This is a genomic window from Gluconobacter sp. GP1, from assembly GCF_032913585.1.
GTDB lineage: Bacteria > Pseudomonadota > Alphaproteobacteria > Acetobacterales > Acetobacteraceae > Gluconobacter > Gluconobacter cerinus.
Genome location: NZ_JASGXC010000005.1, coordinates 79362 through 95651, shown reverse-complemented (window position 1 = coordinate 95651; position 16290 = coordinate 79362). Strand labels below are relative to the sequence as shown.

Sequence of the window (16290 nt, the reverse complement as noted above, 5' to 3'; positions counted from 1 at the left end):
TTTATCGAAATTCCATTTAAAAATAACTGCTAGATGATTGGTTTTCTATCGCGGACGATCACCCATCCAGCAGGGTTTGGTAGAATTTCTTCATGCGTAGCGCATAGGGTTCAATAGCAAAGTCTTGTGCACGTTTTCGGCCTGAAGATGAAAGAGCCGCCCATACAGCATCGTCTTGATCGAGCGTTTTAATGCCTTCAGCCAATGCCTCTACGTTTGTGCTGTCTACAAGAAGTGCTGACGTTCCTGAAATTTCCTCTGTTGCATGCCCCAGGCTGGTCAAAACAGGGGTGCCTAGAAGCATGGCCTCCAGAATAGGCAAACCAAACCCTTCAGCCAGAGACGGAAAAGCGACGCATCGTGCTTCTTTGATCGCGCGAACTAATGCCGGGCGGCTGCACCAGGGCAGGATCTGCACGCGCTCAGGAACTGGATGATGCTTGAGGGCATGAAGCTCTTCTGCTCCCCCAAATCCTAAAGCGCCGATCAGGGTCAAAGGGCGAGTTGTTCCAGAGCGGCCATGGGCTTCGATCAGTCGTCCAACATTTTTGCGACGTTCAATCGTGCCGAAGTAAAGAAAACCGTCTTTTGGACAAGGAGCATCGACAGTCAGCGCTTCAGCCATGAGGTCTGTTGGAAACGAAACCGATTGAGACAGCATGCTGATTTTTTCCGGAGGTAGCCCGAAAAAACGAATCAGATCCTGCCGGACCGCTTCTGAAACCGTGACAATGGCATCAGCATTGTCACACCAGAATTTCAGACGTCTATGAAGGCGCTTGACCGGAGTGTCGCTGAACTCAGGGTGGAGCAGTGGAATAATGTCGTGGATCGTCACCACATTGGGAATGCCTGGCCACTGCAGGGGAACCGGATAGGTCCAGTGCATCAGATCCGGTGGCACGTCAGCTTTTATGGAAATCGGCCTATGAAGCGTCCGGTCCCTTATTTCGGCTGTTCGATAAAGGTCGTGACCAATATAGCCGTCACCTGTCTGCTGGACGCAACTATTGGGCCAAGTGCTACGGACGAGGCGTTTGATTTTCTGGGGAAAGTTATGAACATTTGCGTTTGTGGCCATGTCATCATGCAGCCACGCCGGGCGAATGCCTGCCTCGTTGTAGGCTTCTCCTAAAGTCGCCGCGTATGTTGCAACGCCCGTGCCACCAGCACGGCCCGTATTGCGGGTATCAAGTCCAATCCGCATTGGTATCAGGGAGAGCGCCCGGTCTTGGTGTGGAAAATCCGATCCCAGACATCGTTGCTTACCGCGAAATTTTTTTCTGGTGCAGCGTAATGATGAATGAGGTGGTGACGACGCAGTTTGCGAAGAATGCCCCGCTTTGGTCGATACTGATGACAGGCGTAGTGAACAAGATCGTAGACAATATAGCCCGCGAGAAAGCCGAGGAAAAATGTGGTGCCGCTATGGCCCCCTAAAAAATGCGCCAAAGCCCAGAGCAAGCCTGCAAGGGGAAGGCTGACGGACAGGGGCATCATGTTGCGGAGCTTCTCTCCGGGCTCGTCATGATGATTGCCGTGGATCAGGAAGATAAATCGTTTGCCAATCTCGTGGGAAAGATCGAGGTGAAAAAGGAAACGATGACCCAGGTATTCAAAAAAAGACCAGAAGATGAGGCCCATAAGGAACAGGGCTACAAATGGAGCCACCGCCATCGGCATACAGTCCAGACAGACAAGGGAAAATATGACGACCCAAACCGGGATGAAAACTGACAACGGCATATATGTAAGCCGTTCCAGCCAGTCATTTCTGAAAAGCCTCAATGACACTCGGCAGAATTCCCCTAAAACCTTTGTTGTCTGTGCTGAATTCCCTCTTTTTTCGGAAAACAGAACGCGTTGATCCATGCGATCATATCGATGTTCTCAAGACACGCATAGTAATGTTTGAGCTTCAAACTGAAGGATGTGTCCTTCTTGCACCAGCTCAGCAGGTTAACGAAGGCTTCCAAACTAGTCAGACCACTCAATTTGGTTCCAAACATTTCTGAAGAGGTAGCTTGTTGGAACGAACACATCTTCAGATTTCGTAGAACGTCAAAAATTTACAAAGGTTTTTTCAAATTTCAGGTCGCAAGACGTGATTTCTCGATACATCCCGCATGTGATCATTGCTCTGACGCTGCCATTGGAGCGAGCTCACCTGGGGCGTCAAATCTGTTCATCATTCTGTCGCTAAGGTTACGATGAGCATGGGGCTGCTTGTCGTATGGAAATATGGCTTTTTTAGCGATCTATAATCTTGGCCAGATGGAGTTCCTGCGGCCGAAGCATGCAGGAACTCCATCAACGGCAAACATTGTCGCTGAAGTAATCAGTTGCCGTTTTGACGATTACAAGATCGTCGGGACAATGCCGCCTTCGCACCTGATCGCAGCCCCATTGGTCACGGCGCCGAATGGGCTGGAAAGCAACGCGACCTGAGCTGCAATTTCCTCCGGATGGATGAGGCGCTGGAGAAGGGAAAGGGGGCGCATTGTTTTGAAGAATTCTGCTTCCCGCTCTTCTTCTGACGCGTCCTTGTTCTTAACGGCTGCCTTGATGAAGGCCGTACTGCCTTCGGATTTTGTTGGGCCCGGAAGAACGCAATTGACGGTAACGCCGGTTCCCTTGGTCTCTTCAGCCAGGCCACGTGACACAGCAAGCTGCGCTGTCTTGGTCATGGCATAGTGGATGGTGTCTCCCGGTGTTACGACGCCGCATTCGCTGGAGACAAAGATGATGCGTCCCCAGTTCTGCGCAATCATGTTTGGGAAATAGTGCCGGGAAAGCCGGACGCCGCTCATGATATTGACTTCGAAGATATGGCTCCATTCTTCGTCCGCGATATCGGCAAAAGCTTTAGGTTCAAAAATCCCAAGGTTGTTGATCAGGATATCAACGGAGGGGACGGCTTCGACCAAAGCTGCAACCCCGGCCTGTGTCCCGGCATCAGCCTGAACGGCACGCACCTGCATTGGTGCATTCAATTCTGCCGTGGCTGCATCCAGCTTTGACTGGCTTCGACCGCAAATGACGACATGGACGCCCTCCGCCACGAAACGCTTGGCAATGGCCAGTCCGATCCCGGACGTTGAGCCAGTAATCAGAGCGGTTTTACCTTTAAGGTTCAGATCCATGGTGACCTCGCATCTATTGTTTTGTTTAATTTGAGAGAGTGCTGAAAAATCCGCTGGCTTAATCTATGGAACCACGGACCTCCCTAAGACCGCTGCGTTTCAAAGCTGCAAGCGCGATGAAATACACTGCCAGACCGCCTGCCGAGAGCAGTGCGCTTCCGATACCCAGTGAGCCATAACCAAGCTGCCGCCCCAGAAGCACACTCCCAAGAGAGGCGCCCAGAGCGTTGGCAATATTGAAAGCCGAATGGTTAAGGGATGCTGCAAGTGTTTGCGCGTCTTCTGCAAAGTCCATAAGGCGCGTTTGCAGGGCTGGACCAAGAGCATTCACAAAGGCTGGGATAAAGAAAACATCTGCCATCAGGCCAAGTGGATTGTGCATGACGTAAGGGAACAGAAGCATCACGAAAATGCTGCCTGACAGGGCCAGGATAACGGCAAGATTGATGTTTCGATCAACAATCCATGCGCCAACGTTGGTTCCGGCCAACATGCCGCATCCCCAGATGACCATGTAAAGCATGACCTCCCATTCGGGCACATGCGTGACGTTTTGTACGACGCTCGTCAGATACGTGTAGATTGCAAACATTCCTCCAAAGCCGATCGCCGCGGTCAGAAGCGTCAGCAGAACCTGCGTATTTCCGAGCGCTTTTACTTCTCGTAGAGGGGAGTTTTTCCGGTTCGGTACGTCGGCTGGAATATAGCGCAAAACACCCAGGAATGTGACGAAGCCCAGACTTCCAATAATGAGGTAGGCAATGCGCCAGCCGAAATGATTGGCGGCAAATGTGGAAAATGGTGCGCCAATCAGGGTTGATATCGCAATGCCGGACAGCACACGTCCAACAGCCCAGCCTCTATGCGAGCGCTCGACCATAGAGGCCGCGACGAGCGCGGATATGCCGAATAATGCGCCATGGGGGAGTCCTGTGATGAAGCGCGCCACTTCAATCAGACCAGGAGTGGGCATAGCGACGCTCAGGGCGTTTCCAAAACAGAACAGCAGCAGGAGAACGAGCATCAGTTCCCGGCGAGAGAGGCGTGCTCCAAGGATAGTGATAAGCGGGGCGCCAACGACGACACCGAGCGCATAGGCCGTAATCGCATGACCAGCATCGGCGGGTGTGAGGCCGAGAGATGATGCGAACTCGGGCAGCATTCCCATAATGGCGAATTCGCCTGTCCCGACTACGAACGTCCCGAAAGTCAGGAGGAGGAGTGCAGCAGTTCTACCATGAGGAGGCGCAACCAGAGGCGCGCTTCCTTCAGGATGCAGTGTCTCTGAGGGCATGGAGTGATCCAGTGTTGATGGTCTTCAGGATGTCAGGGCGTTTGCCGCAACACGAGCAATAGCAATATCGTCTTCAGAGCTGGCACCAGATACGCCGATGCCTCCAATCACCGTACCGTCAGCAGACTTTAGGACGATCCCGCCGCCAAAGCTTGTCAGGCCGCCATTCGTATTTTCAAGCGAATATGCCTGTCCGTCTGGATGCGCGATTTTGGCGAAGTCGGCGCTGTCCATCTGGAACAGGACGGCAGTTTTTGCCTTTTTCTGACTGACATCAATCGAGCCAAGTGGCGTCCCGTCCATGCGTAAGAAAGCCATAGGCCACGCTGCCATATCCACGATGGAGATGCAGACTTTTAGGTTGAGCCTTTCGGCTTCCTGGACCGCAGCCTGAAGCATGGTCTGTGCAAAGGACATTTTCATGAGGAGAGAACCTGTCTTTCTGAAGAAAAAGTTACTGCGTCAGTCCCCGATGAATAAGGGAACGCTGTCTTTCTTCAAACGGCACGAGTTCAGCATTATTGGATATTTGCGCGTTCCACATGCTTCATCATAATCCATGCCAGGCGGATTAAGCGATGGCGTGGGAAGCTCTGCGCCGGGCCGGCAACAGCTATACTGGCCCGGACTTCGCCGCTTTCTCTCAAGGGAATGGCAACTGCGTTGATGCCTGGATGATAGGCTTCCAGATCAAGCGCATACCCTTTGATCCGGACATTCTCGATTTCTGCCAGTGTCGCATCATTGAGCGCATTGGATCGCGTGGTCAGGACGCGTTGCCCTAAACCTGGAACAAATGCGAGGAACACGAGACCCACAGCTGATCCTTCGAGTTTTTCCCTGCTCATCAGGCGAGAGGCAGCGATATTTGGCTCTTCCAAGTCCAGAATGTCGAGATAAGCCGTTTCATCGCCACTTGGGACACCGAGGTAAACAGTTGCGTGGCTTTCTTGCGCAATGATCTCAAGCACGGGACGTATTCTATCTCGCAGAAGGTGATCATCTCCTACAATCCGGGCCAAATTCAGAATGCGGCCACCTAAATGGTAACGCATGTCTCCCGGACGGCGGTGGACATAGCCCAGATATTCAAGGGTTTGCAGAATATTGTGGGCGGTCGTTTTCCCAAGACCAGAAATTGTCGCGAGGTCTTTTAGCCTTGCGCCTCCGCCCTGTTGCGCAATGATTTCGAGCAGGGCCGCAGACCGCTCGATAGACTGAATAAGCTTTGGTGACTTTCCCATTAAGCGGTTTCACCTTCTATTACCCTGCACGTAAAGGGCAGCGCTTAAAAATCCGACTTGTATGTGTCTGAATATTAGTATTGGAATATGAAAATATTCATATGCATTGTGGTAATTGATTAGGCTCAGGACCCATTGATTTTCTCGTAGGAAACTGATTCAGGCTCATTGAGGAGACTGAAGATGAGCGACCTGTACTGGCTGACGGACGAACAGATGGACCGTCTGCGGCCGTTCTTTCCCAAGAGCCACGGCAAACCTCGCGTTGATGACCGTCGTGTGCTGAGCGGGATCATTTTTGTGAACCGTAATGGCTTGCGCTGGCGTGATGCGCCCCGGGAATACGGTCCACATAAGACACTGTACAACCGCTGGAAGTGCTGGGGCGCCATGGGGTCTTCGCCCGGATGATGGACGGTCTGGCTGCCGGAAAGGCAGAGCCTCAGACGATTATGATTGACGCGACCTTTCTCAAGGCGCACCGCACGGCTTCAAGCCTGCGGCTAAAAAAGGGGATCCGGGCCGCCTGATCGGTCGCACCAAAGGCGGTATGAATACCAAGCTGCATGCGATTACCGATCAGAACGGACGACCGCTGAGTTTCTTCATGCCAGCAGGACAGGTCAGTGATTACACCGGAGCCTCTGCTCTTCTGGACAGCCTTCCCATGGCACAGTGGTTGCTGGCGGATCGAGGTTATGATGCTGACTGGTTCCGGGATGCCCTGGAGGGAAAAGGGATCAGGCCCTGTATTCCGGGAAGAAGATCCCGTGGAAACCAGTCAAATACGACAAGCGAAAATACAGAAGACGCAACCGCATCGAAATCATGTTCGGCCGCCTCAAGGACTGGCGACGGGTCGCAACACGCTATGACAGATGCCCCACCGTCTTCTTCTCCACCATCTGCCTCGCTGCAACCATCATCTTCTGGCCATGAGTCCTGAGCCTAGAGGGCCTGGTCAGGGCTGTTCATGAGGTCATCATAACAGGCTGGAAATACCTAATCTGCCTGAGTGTCCATGAGCACATTTGTGCAAAATTCTAAAGAAATTTTTTTCTATGCATGTTATCAATGGGTTAAAGGTTGTTTTCTATTTTAAGGTTTGTTTATAATATCTTATGAAACAGCCTCTAAGGCTTACGAATTTTGTAGCGTCTCACCCGATCTGGCCCGAGTTCACGCTGCAAAATATTGCCTTCAACAAAGACATTTAAATTTCGCTGCAAGGAACCCAGACTGGGAGCATGCCCTGCAAGCATGTCCATAATAGTTTTCCAAATGCGAAGTGCAGTAGAATTTGGTCCTGCGTTTATACAGCCGTGTAACGTCAAATGCCTTATTGCGGTCATTTTTAGTCCATTTATCCGGCAACGTTGCGTTAGGTAGAAAACAACTTTTTGGTCCGCCTGTTTCCCAGGGCGGATATCCGTGATACTTGGCGACGAACGCCGCCGTTGCAGAGATGATATTACGTTCGTCATCGTTCGTGTTTACCCGTAGACGATTTAGCCTGCCTGCTTCTGACGGCACCTCGTGTTGGAACTGCGCGGTTGGTTCGGAGAACCGACATGACAATCCCGGAGATTGAAAAATAGGTCAGCGCAAGGCCTGTACAAAAAACGAGAAATTTCCATAGCGGGGCCCAAATTAATGGTCCTTCAAGACGTGCTTCATGCAGTGTATGAAGCCAGCGAAATATCCAAGCTCCCCATTTCTCATCGGCCGGGTCCTGAACGAGAATGATTTTTCCTGTTTTCGTATCCAGATGCATTGTAGCCAATGTGTTTGGTCCATAGGCTGGCAAACTGAACTGCAAACGCTGCTGTTTTTGCGTGCTCCCAAGCTGGGCATGTCTGAAAATGGCTTGAGGATATTCGCGTTGAACAAGTGTGATGGTCCTGTCGAACTCTTCTTCTCCATGAGGTGGGGCTAGAAGTATTGGTTCTTGATGTAGGGTGACTCTCGGATAAGGCACGCCAAGAAGACTTCGGGAGAAAGGAAAAGCCAGAAGCGTCCCGCTGATTGACATGAAGACCAACATAATTGTGGTCCAAATGCCCAGGCTGATATGGATTTCACGCCACAGACGATATCCGCGAGCACGAAACGAAGGCAAAACAGTTTTTCGCCATTTCCCGGATTTCCAGAGATCATGTCTTGGCCACCAGAGAAACACTCCACTGATTGCAAAGAATAAGAGGCCTACTCCCATCATGCTGGTGGCCGTTTCGCCATACGGTAGCAGGAGAAGGTTGGCATGAAGATTGTGTAAAAATCTTAGGAATTTTGGAATCTCGTGAATCCGGTTGATAGTTGCATTTTCCGGATTCAGCATGACCTGGAATGTTGGATGCCGTTCTGTAGGCGGCCCAAAAGTGACAATCGCGCCGTCACCGTCCCATCGTGCAGGATCAAAGCGCAGAGGAATCATGGATGCTGGAGCAGCATGTCGGGCAGCCGTAATGAGAGCTTCTGAACTCAGCGGTTTGGAAGTGACAGGATATTGAGGGCGGCCTGAAAGTAGGAGCGGCAGTACGATAAGCAGGATGCCGCTGATCGCCTCTATAATTAAGGGCAAAGCGAGAGCAAGGCCCAACCAGCGATGATATTTTCGGATCATATGTTTCATGGGCAATATGATCGTTTTCAGAATGAGCGCGACGGTGCGCAGGCCCATTTGATTGCAGCATCAAACAGGGTCAGACCATCTTCAGATAGATTGGTAAAAGTGCTGTTGTCCATGAACAACATAACGCGTCTGGCAGGAGCGAGCGTCTCATAGTCCATTGTCGCGCCAGCTTCATATCCGAAGATCGCAACTTTCTCAGGCTGACCATATAAGGTCGCGATGAGTGTTGCGCCCAGACCAGGCTTGCCCCAACTCATCTCAGCCTGTTGATGATAGACGTTTGCGATACCGGCCTTGAGACCGCCACTCATGGGATGTGGTGCGTTGACGATCCAGAGATAGCGCTCCTTTGGAACCTCTCCGAAATCAACGTCATGGCGTTTTCCACTCATGGCAAGATCATCGAGAATATCGTTTTCCCATGTCAGAAGATTGACTCGGGCGGATCGCCATTGTGGATCAATGTTTTTGCCCGACACCGTTGACGAGATGATAACAAGGTCATCCTGTCTGGCTTCAGACGGGGCTGTATCCTCATTTTTTATTGTGACGGTAAAGCCTTCATGGATGAGATGATCGGAAATCTTCTGATCCACGGAAAAATTCGGCCCCCCCATCTTTGTAAGAAAGAGGATATGATGATGGGCGAGGCTTGCAGGTGTTGCGAGAGCGCTTCCTGAAATACCCATCAGGAAGACGCACGGAAAGAAAGCCCATTTGATTCTGTAACGCATTAGAACGCTACCGAGGCGCGAAGGGAGAACCTGCGGGCATCACCCATTGAAACAAAATAGGTGTTTACCGCGGATGGATAATACACAAGATTCGAGATATTTTTGATATTGAATTGTAGTGATAATTCATGACTGTCAATCATGGTATCATAAGTCGCAAAAAGATCACCCGTTACGTAACCGGGAAGAAAGAAACTATTGGCTGAGTCACCAGGACGGCGACCGACATAGTGGGCATTTCCACCAACGCGTAATTTGTCATGAGAAAACAGGGATCCGAAATCATAAACAAGCCCGAGAGAGGCTGTGTTACGCGCGGCATTCCAAAGTTGTTTGCCTGCATACACCGGGTCCTGCGTTGTGGCGCCATCCAGATATGCGTAACTCGCGATGGTACTGAGTCGTTTCGTTACCTGACCTGCAAGATCTATTTCGATCCCTCGGGAACGGGCTGCGCCTGCAGTTCTGTAATCGGTGAGCTTCGTCGTGTCGTTGAACTGCGATACAAGCACATTTCTCTTGTGAATATCAAACAACGCCAGACTACCGGTTAGTCTTCCCGGAATGACAACTTTGGCGCCAACCTCAAAAGCCCTGGCTTTCTCTGGCTGGAACCCTGAATCAAGAACAAGACCACTGGAAAGTGGGGCAATTGTAGATGCAGGCTTCAGGGACTGTGTGTAACTGCCGTAAAGAGACCAATGCGGCGCGATGCGATAGACGATACCGGCGAGCGGTAAAAATGCTCCGCCACTGATATCTGTATTGGCTTTAAAAGGACGGCCACGTCCTGCGATCTGAGTATAGCTCAGATAACGGACACCCCCTACGATGACCCATTTCTGCCCAAGGCGGATGGTATCTCTTAGAAAGCCGGAATAATCATGTAGATCATCTGTCTGATCACTGTCGCTGGCGGAAATGGTCGACGAAGGAGATTCCAGACCATATGTGGGGTTGAGATAACTGAATGTATGCTTTGTTGCCTGCCGAAGCAGATCTTTTCGGTAGATCAGACGATATTCACCGTCCATACCAATCTGAACTGTCTGGCGGACAGGCCCTATATTGACGGGACCATCAACGTACAGGGTGCCATAGGTGTCAGAGCTTAAAGCCCCGTGTGTTGCGTCATTACTGCGCGTCAGAGTCCCTTTGGTGACGTTGATGCCATTAACCCGCAACTGATTGGCATCATATTTCTCCTGATTGTAGCTGAAATTGACATGTGCCGCCCAGCCAGAGCCAAAATGATGGTCAATCGAGAGTTGCCCTAAGTGACTTTGCCCTTTCATTTTATTGAACGGCTCGTCAAGGCGCCTCGTTGCAGGAATATTCAGAGGGTGCCCCGTCCTGGGATCGAGCGCCGTTCCCCGATCAAACGGATACAGGAAGTCACGAAATTCATACCAAGCAGTAATTTGTGTATTTTTTCCGTACCAAGAGAGGGAAGGGGCGACGAGTGTTTCCCGGTGGAGACCGAAATTACGCCAGTAGTCTTCCGATATCTGATCGACAACAAGGCGATAAGCTATTCCGCTTTTTCCGATTGGACCTGTCGTATCCAGCATGCCCTCGATGCCATTTTTACCATGTCCATAGGTTGATCCTGTCGCGGAAAGTACCGTTTTGCGAACAAGTCTCGGCTTTTTACTGATGATGTTGACTACCCCGCCGGGGTCCATAATTCCGTAAAGAAGGGAAGAGGGTCCTTTGAGAACCTCGACGCTGTTGGCAGCAGCATTAAAGCCACGTCCCTGAACCAGGGGCATTCCATTATGCATGATGGAACCGTCTCGGTTGCCACCAAACCCCCGTTTCATAATTGTGTCCTGGGTACCCGCCAGAGTGTTACCCTGCGTAATTCCACTGACATTAGCGAGGACGTCGTCAAGGTTTCGAGGCTCCTGATCGTGAATAACCTGGGCCGATACGATATTCACAACCTGTGGAATGTTGAGAATGGACGTCGTGGTTCGGAGCGTGGAGGCGTCCGGTGTCGGTTGATACCGATGATCAGTAGTCTCGGGTGGAGGCGTCGCTCGCCCAACAACGGTAATCTGTTCTGCCGAAGTTGGTGTTATGTCCGTTTGTGGAGAAGGGGGGAGACCACGAATTTTCCGTTCGGTCTCTTCTACTGCAGGTGTTTCTGCAGCTTGAACCGCCGGAACATACATCGCCTGAAAAGAAACTCCGAACAAACTCCAGGTGCAGATGTACTTGATGACCGTTTGCATTGCTTGCCTCGAAAAGATACCGCCTGAACAAAGAAAGCTGCATGCGGTGCAAATGCTCGTGGCACACTGAGGCCGCGAACAGGCATCCGAAGCATGAGTGGCATTCCGTGTTCTGATTAAGGATCTATATCAGCATCAGATGTTATTGCGAATTAGTCGCATAATTAACAATTCCCAATGTTGCGTAATGTTGATTGCCCGGAGAGATAAACGGATATAGCCAATGCGAAGCGTTCTCATTTAGGCTTGGAAAAATGTATCACCGTCGAAATGTCGTCCGTCTTTGCTCATGTTCATTTATTTTCGGCTGTCTTGCAGGTACAATGCTTGAAACCTCTGCATACGCCGCCTCTTCGGCAGAGATTAAATCTGTCTCCTCGAAAACAGGTTCGTCCAAATCATCAAAAAAAAACGTAGAACCCGGGGCGCACGCGCTTAACTATAGTGGAAGCACACAGTCTAACGGTCAGGAAAAGCTAACAGTCTGGGGAAAGAACCATTCTCAGTTGACGGGTAAGTCCCCAAACCGAAAGTATACTGCATCCCTGCTTGATACGCCCCGCTCGGTTTCTGTTGTGACCCAGGAACAGATGAAGCTGGTGAACGCGACCTCTTTTGAAGAAGCCATGCGAACCGTTCCAGGTGTCAGTTTCCGAGGTGGAGACGCCTACGCCATTCCTGGTGGTAACTACCCGGTGATTCGCGGTTTTGGTTCTTATAGTAACATGTTCATTGACGGATTGCGGGACAGTGGCGTCAGTCAGCGCGAAGTTTTTGATGTTGAAGAAATGGAAGTTCTGAAAGGGCCAGGGTCGGTCTATGGCGGTCGTGGTGGTCTTGGAGGGCAAATTAACATCACGACTAAAAAAGCCCAGCTTGGAAACAGCCTCTCCGGCCAGATCGGCTTCGGAACGGCTGCCTACAAAAGAGGGACGATCGACATCAACCGGCAGATTGGATCTTCAACAGCGTTTCGTTTGAACGCCATGGGAGATGAGGGGGATACGGCGGGTCGTGAACCTGTTGGCGGACATAAATGGGGTGTGGCACCATCCATGTCCTTTGGGTTGGGGACGCCAACGCGGCTTACACTGGGATACTATCACCTTTATTCTTTCGACATGCCTGATTATTCTGCTCCGTATAGCAAGACGACACATGAGCCACTCAATATCCCGCGACATACGGTATTAGGTTTGCAGGACCGGGATTTCGAGCGTAGTACGACAGATCTTGGTCAGATCATTCTTGAACGGGATTTGTGGCGTAATTTCGTATTCCGTAATACGCTTCAGTGGACAAGTACCCAATTTGATTACATAGCCACCAACCCTCAGTGGCAGAGTACATCCCTCACTAATCAGAATATTCTTCTGGAAGCAAAATCCGGAAAATTTCATACGGACAATTTCCAGGAACAGGCGATGGTGTCCGGAACATTCGATACAGGGTTCATTCATCATTCGATCAATACCGGTATCGAGGTGTCGCGTGAGCGACTGACCCGCAATGAGTATTATGTAACTGACTCAACAGGGCATAATTTACGGAATGGTGGTTCCTGCTCTGTCGCTTACAATTGCGTATCTGCGACGAACCTGGGGAGTTGGAGTGCCCATAACCCCTGGACCGGCTCCTATTCACTGGGTGAGCCTGGTATTGCCCCGCTCAATACTAACGTCACGACGGGATCAGCTTACGCTTTCGATACGATGAGCATGTTGAAGGATCATTTGCTCATCAACGGTGGGGTGCGGTTCGACCGTTTTATGACGTCTGCCGTGCAGGGAAATGTTGGGCTGAGTAATAATCAGAGCTTCATTAATTATCAGGCAGGCGCGGTCTATAAGCCAATCAAGCCGATCAGCATCTATTTCTCTTACGCGACAGCTTCCAATCCGGTTGGTGTGGATGCGGGTGCGGATGGGCAGATCGCTTTGTCGACAGCCAACAACAAACTTGCTCCGCAGAATGGCAAGAACATTGAGGTGGGTGCCAAGGCTGAGTTGTTTGACGGACGTTTCTCCATCACAGGCTCACTGTTTGATGGAAAGATGACCAATGCACAAGTTTCTGACGGGTACGGAAACCAGATTGATGCTGGAACGCAGCGCGTCCGGGGAGCTGAAATCAACTTTGCCGGTAATATCACGCCTCGTTGGGAGGTCTTCGGTGGCTGGACATATCTGGATAGTACTGTGATAGACGGCGGCCCGACACATGCGAATGTAGGAAAGCGCTTTCCTTACACACCGGGGAACTCCGTGTCTTTCTGGAGTACTTATAAAATACTGCCCCAGTTCAAGGCCGGTGGTGGCTTAACCTATATGAGCAAGCGTTATACAAATGTGAACAATCAGACATGGGTGCCGGAGTATGTTCGTCTGGACATGGTGGCTGACTATCAGATTACCAGAACTCTGGATCTACAGGCTAATCTGCAAAATCTGACGAACAAGCGATATTATGATCGTGTCTATACCAATTATTCCAGAATTGCGGCTGGCCGAGCGGTCACATTCCAGTTGAGTTTCAAGATGTAACGTCGGAAATCCTAGGAAAATCTATCTCACATCGGAGGCCGGGTTCGTTATCCAGAAGGCGGATCTGCCCTCCATGAAGCCGAACAATAGCCCTTACCATGCTCAGGCCAAGTCCGGTTCCCGGGACAGAGCGGCTCCTGTCGAGCCTGACCATTTTGTCAAAGACACGCTCCCGCTCGTGAGCGGGAATGCCAGGGCCATTATCAGAAACCACAACGGTCACTGTTGTGGGCAGTGCAGAAGCAGACAGAGTAATTCTGCTTCCCGCAGGGCAATGATTTGTGGCGTTTTCAAGAAGGTTGGCGAGCATTTGCGTCAGAAGTACCCTGTTTCCATCAAGATGCATGGTGAGAGAGGGCATACTCAAGTCGAGGCCTTGGTTCCGATCTTCCAGAATAGGTCGGTAGAGGTCTGAAATCGTGACCAGAAGGTCTTGAACATCGAGAGTCTGACTATCGGGTGCGCGATCATCGGCCTCGATCTGAGCGAGCTTCAGCAAAGAAGAAAAAATTTCCAAAGCTTCGTCCAGACTGTCTCTGGCTTGGCTCAGCGCTTCTGTTCCAGCCGGAGGCAGTGAAACTTCAGACAGATCCTCAAGATGCTGGCCTAGATGTGCAAGTGGGCGTCGCATGTCGTGAGCGATGTCATCAGTGACCTGGCGTATACTGGTTACGAGGGCCTCGTTTCTTTCGAGCATAGCATTCAAGCTGACTGCAAGATGATCAAACTCATCATCTGTCGCATTCAAGGGCAACCGACGTGACATGTCGCCAGACATAATGTCACGAGCGGTCTGGCTGATGGCTTCAATCTTGCCCAAAACAAGCCAACTCAGAATAAAACCCCCGGCTACACCGATGAAGATAAAGCCGATGGTACTCCACCCCCACATGAACCATAAATCCCGACGAAGGGTCTGTGCCGGCTCGGCGTCGATACCAACGAACAGGTACCCGCCGTCTTGTAACGACAAACCGTATCCAATAACGGGACGATGGTCAGGTGGCAGGGAGCGATGGGTCCAGGATAATGTTCGCCAGCCTGGGATGGGTCTCAGGTGGAACATGTTGGCGACGACAACGTGCTCCTGGGCATTTTGGAGAAGATAATAAAACGCCGGTTCATTCCGTACGAGTTGGCTCATGACAGGCTCAAGATGACTTACATCTTTGATACCAGCACCTGAAAGGGCTTCGTCACGCTCATTGGCAACAGTCTGCTTTATCTGGTGTGAAAGAAGGTTCAGGCTGTGATAGCCGGAGAGAATCATCATGGTGACGCCACTGATGACAAAGCAGCTTGCAAACAACGCAACGATCCGAAAAGACGAACTGCGAAAAGGGGATGGGCCCTCAGAAGGTGTGACGATGTATTTTCTCATGTTTCAGAGTTCCTCAGGATATAGCCCTTCCTCTTCACGGTATGGATCAACTGAGGCGCATCGCGGCCCAGTCGCTCTCTCAGCCGACTGACATGTGTTTCGACAAGATTGGTGCGGATCGGAAAATCGATGTTCCAAACCGCTTGCAGAAGCATTTCACGAGAAAATATGACTTGTGGATGCCTCAGGAAATATTCGAGAAGCTTGAGTTCCTGGGGCTGAATATACAATGTGCTCCCGGCACGACATACTTGGCGCGTAAGGAGATTTATTTCGACATCTGCGAATAAAAGGCGAGTTTCTTTTGCGAGATTTTTTGATCTCCTGATAAGGCTTTCTACTCGTGCCGAGAGTTCTGTTAACGCAAATGGTTTGACCAGATAGTCGTCTCCACCACTTCGGAGCCCAATTACGCGATCAAGAATGCCATCCATCGTTGTTAGAAATAGAATGGGCACCTGAATGTTCGCGGCTCTGATTTTATTTAAAATTGTCAGACCATCTATTCCAGGAAGGCGACGATCGAGAATAATACAGTCCCATAAATGGGATGTAGCCAGATTTTGACCAGTGATACCGTCAGTGGCCGTTGTAATGTGGACATGCGAATTTTTGAAGAATCTTTCTATATACTTGGCAGTATGCACGTCATCTTCAACAAGAAGGACATCTGCAACAGAAAGCGTAATTTCTTGATTCATGAGAGATATCCCGGAAGGGAGAGTGTTGACGCGCAACGATACGCCTTGCCGTGGCTGAGAGTTGATTGAAAGTGATATAAAGAGCGAACACGTCATCAAGCCTTAGTGCATGACTTAAGGCAAGAATTATGCACCATCGACTAAGGCCCAAATCATCGTCTGGAGCGAGCAGATATCGGGTACGAATGTTTAGTCGTTGCTCCGTTTCCCCGGAAGCCAACCGACTGCCCAACCGGACATTCTGAGGGACAGTTAATACGATGCTGATTTTTTTGGGTATGAATTCTGTATCCAGTTCCCAGAGCAGGGTTTCTGCTGATCTCTTGAGACACGTCTGTGGCATTGCTCTGGCATCAAGCGCGACTGGCATGAGGTGATGGG

At 50.7% G+C, this 16290-nt stretch carries 13 protein-coding genes and 1 pseudogene; 3 read left to right on the top strand and 11 right to left on the bottom strand.

All coding sequences use genetic code 11. The features are described 5' to 3' along the window. Nucleotides 1-58: 58 nt before the first annotated feature. Both R5H23_RS13005 and R5H23_RS13000 read right to left on the bottom strand, forming a co-directional pair. The gene (locus R5H23_RS13005; RefSeq protein WP_317215684.1) at nucleotides 59-1207 is read right to left on the bottom strand and encodes a glycosyltransferase family 1 protein; all 1149 of its coding nucleotides are present in this window, start codon (nucleotides 1205-1207) and stop codon (nucleotides 59-61) included. Between the two features lie 5 nt (nucleotides 1208-1212). Continuing rightward, on the bottom strand, nucleotides 1213-1611 hold the full coding sequence (locus tag R5H23_RS13000) for a sterol desaturase family protein (protein ID WP_249196881.1): 399 nt from the start codon (nucleotides 1609-1611) through the stop codon (nucleotides 1213-1215). On the opposite strand from R5H23_RS13000, the gene R5H23_RS12995 reads away from it, so the two are divergent. Then, nucleotides 1528-1737, top strand: a complete 210-nt coding sequence (locus R5H23_RS12995; RefSeq protein ID WP_317215722.1) for a hypothetical protein — start codon at nucleotides 1528-1530, stop codon at nucleotides 1735-1737. The genes R5H23_RS13000 and R5H23_RS12995 overlap by 84 nt on opposite strands. A gap of 620 nt (nucleotides 1738-2357) precedes the next feature. Here R5H23_RS12995 and R5H23_RS12990 read toward each other — a convergent pair. From R5H23_RS12990 to R5H23_RS12975, 4 genes are all read right to left on the bottom strand, one after another. Continuing rightward, nucleotides 2358-3143, bottom strand: a complete 786-nt coding sequence (locus R5H23_RS12990) for an SDR family oxidoreductase (RefSeq protein ID WP_317215683.1) — start codon at nucleotides 3141-3143, stop codon at nucleotides 2358-2360. A 58-nt stretch (nucleotides 3144-3201) separates the two neighbouring features. Beyond that, nucleotides 3202-4437 carry an MFS transporter gene (locus R5H23_RS12985; protein ID WP_317215682.1) on the bottom strand — a complete coding sequence of 412 codons (1236 nt, stop codon included), beginning with the start codon at nucleotides 4435-4437 and terminating at the stop codon, nucleotides 3202-3204. Between the two features lie 24 nt (nucleotides 4438-4461). Then, nucleotides 4462-4860, bottom strand: a complete 399-nt coding sequence (locus tag R5H23_RS12980; protein ID WP_264649206.1) for a heme-binding protein — start codon at nucleotides 4858-4860, stop codon at nucleotides 4462-4464. A 95-nt stretch (nucleotides 4861-4955) separates the two neighbouring features. Next, nucleotides 4956-5681 (bottom strand): IclR family transcriptional regulator, encoded by a 726-nt coding sequence (locus R5H23_RS12975; protein ID WP_317215681.1) that lies wholly within the window; start codon nucleotides 5679-5681, stop codon nucleotides 4956-4958. A gap of 183 nt (nucleotides 5682-5864) precedes the next feature. Between R5H23_RS12975 and R5H23_RS12970 the strand changes: the two are divergent. Beyond that, nucleotides 5865-6620, top strand: a pseudogene (locus tag R5H23_RS12970) (IS5 family transposase). Nucleotides 6621-7161: 541 nt separating this feature from the next. Here the strand turns inward: R5H23_RS12970 and R5H23_RS12965 are convergent. From R5H23_RS12965 to R5H23_RS12955, 3 genes are read right to left on the bottom strand one after another with little or no spacing between them, the layout of a single operon-like run. Continuing rightward, nucleotides 7162-8313 (bottom strand): PepSY-associated TM helix domain-containing protein, encoded by a 1152-nt coding sequence (locus R5H23_RS12965; protein WP_317215680.1) that lies wholly within the window; start codon nucleotides 8311-8313, stop codon nucleotides 7162-7164. Nucleotides 8314-8330: 17 nt separating this feature from the next. Next, nucleotides 8331-9002 (bottom strand): hypothetical protein, encoded by a 672-nt coding sequence (locus R5H23_RS12960; RefSeq protein ID WP_317215678.1) that lies wholly within the window; start codon nucleotides 9000-9002, stop codon nucleotides 8331-8333. A gap of 44 nt (nucleotides 9003-9046) precedes the next feature. Beyond that, a complete protein-coding gene (locus R5H23_RS12955) occupies nucleotides 9047-11284 on the bottom strand; it encodes a TonB-dependent siderophore receptor (protein ID WP_317215677.1) in 2238 nt (745 codons plus the stop codon). 254 nt (nucleotides 11285-11538) lie between these two features. On the opposite strand from R5H23_RS12955, the gene R5H23_RS12950 reads away from it, so the two are divergent. Next, a complete protein-coding gene (locus R5H23_RS12950; protein ID WP_317215675.1) occupies nucleotides 11539-13827 on the top strand; it encodes a TonB-dependent siderophore receptor in 2289 nt (762 codons plus the stop codon). Here the strand turns inward: R5H23_RS12950 and R5H23_RS12945 are convergent. Both R5H23_RS12945 and R5H23_RS12940 read right to left on the bottom strand, forming a co-directional pair. Further along, nucleotides 13817-15208, bottom strand: coding sequence for a HAMP domain-containing sensor histidine kinase (locus tag R5H23_RS12945; RefSeq protein ID WP_317215674.1), 1392 nt, complete (start codon nucleotides 15206-15208; stop codon nucleotides 13817-13819). The two genes, R5H23_RS12950 and R5H23_RS12945, sit on opposite strands and share 11 nt — an antisense overlap. Next, complete coding sequence (locus R5H23_RS12940; RefSeq protein WP_317215673.1) at nucleotides 15205-15909, bottom strand: response regulator transcription factor; 705 nt, start codon at nucleotides 15907-15909, stop codon at nucleotides 15205-15207. The genes R5H23_RS12945 and R5H23_RS12940 overlap by 4 nt, the downstream gene beginning before the upstream one ends. Nucleotides 15910-16290 lie beyond the last annotated feature (381 nt).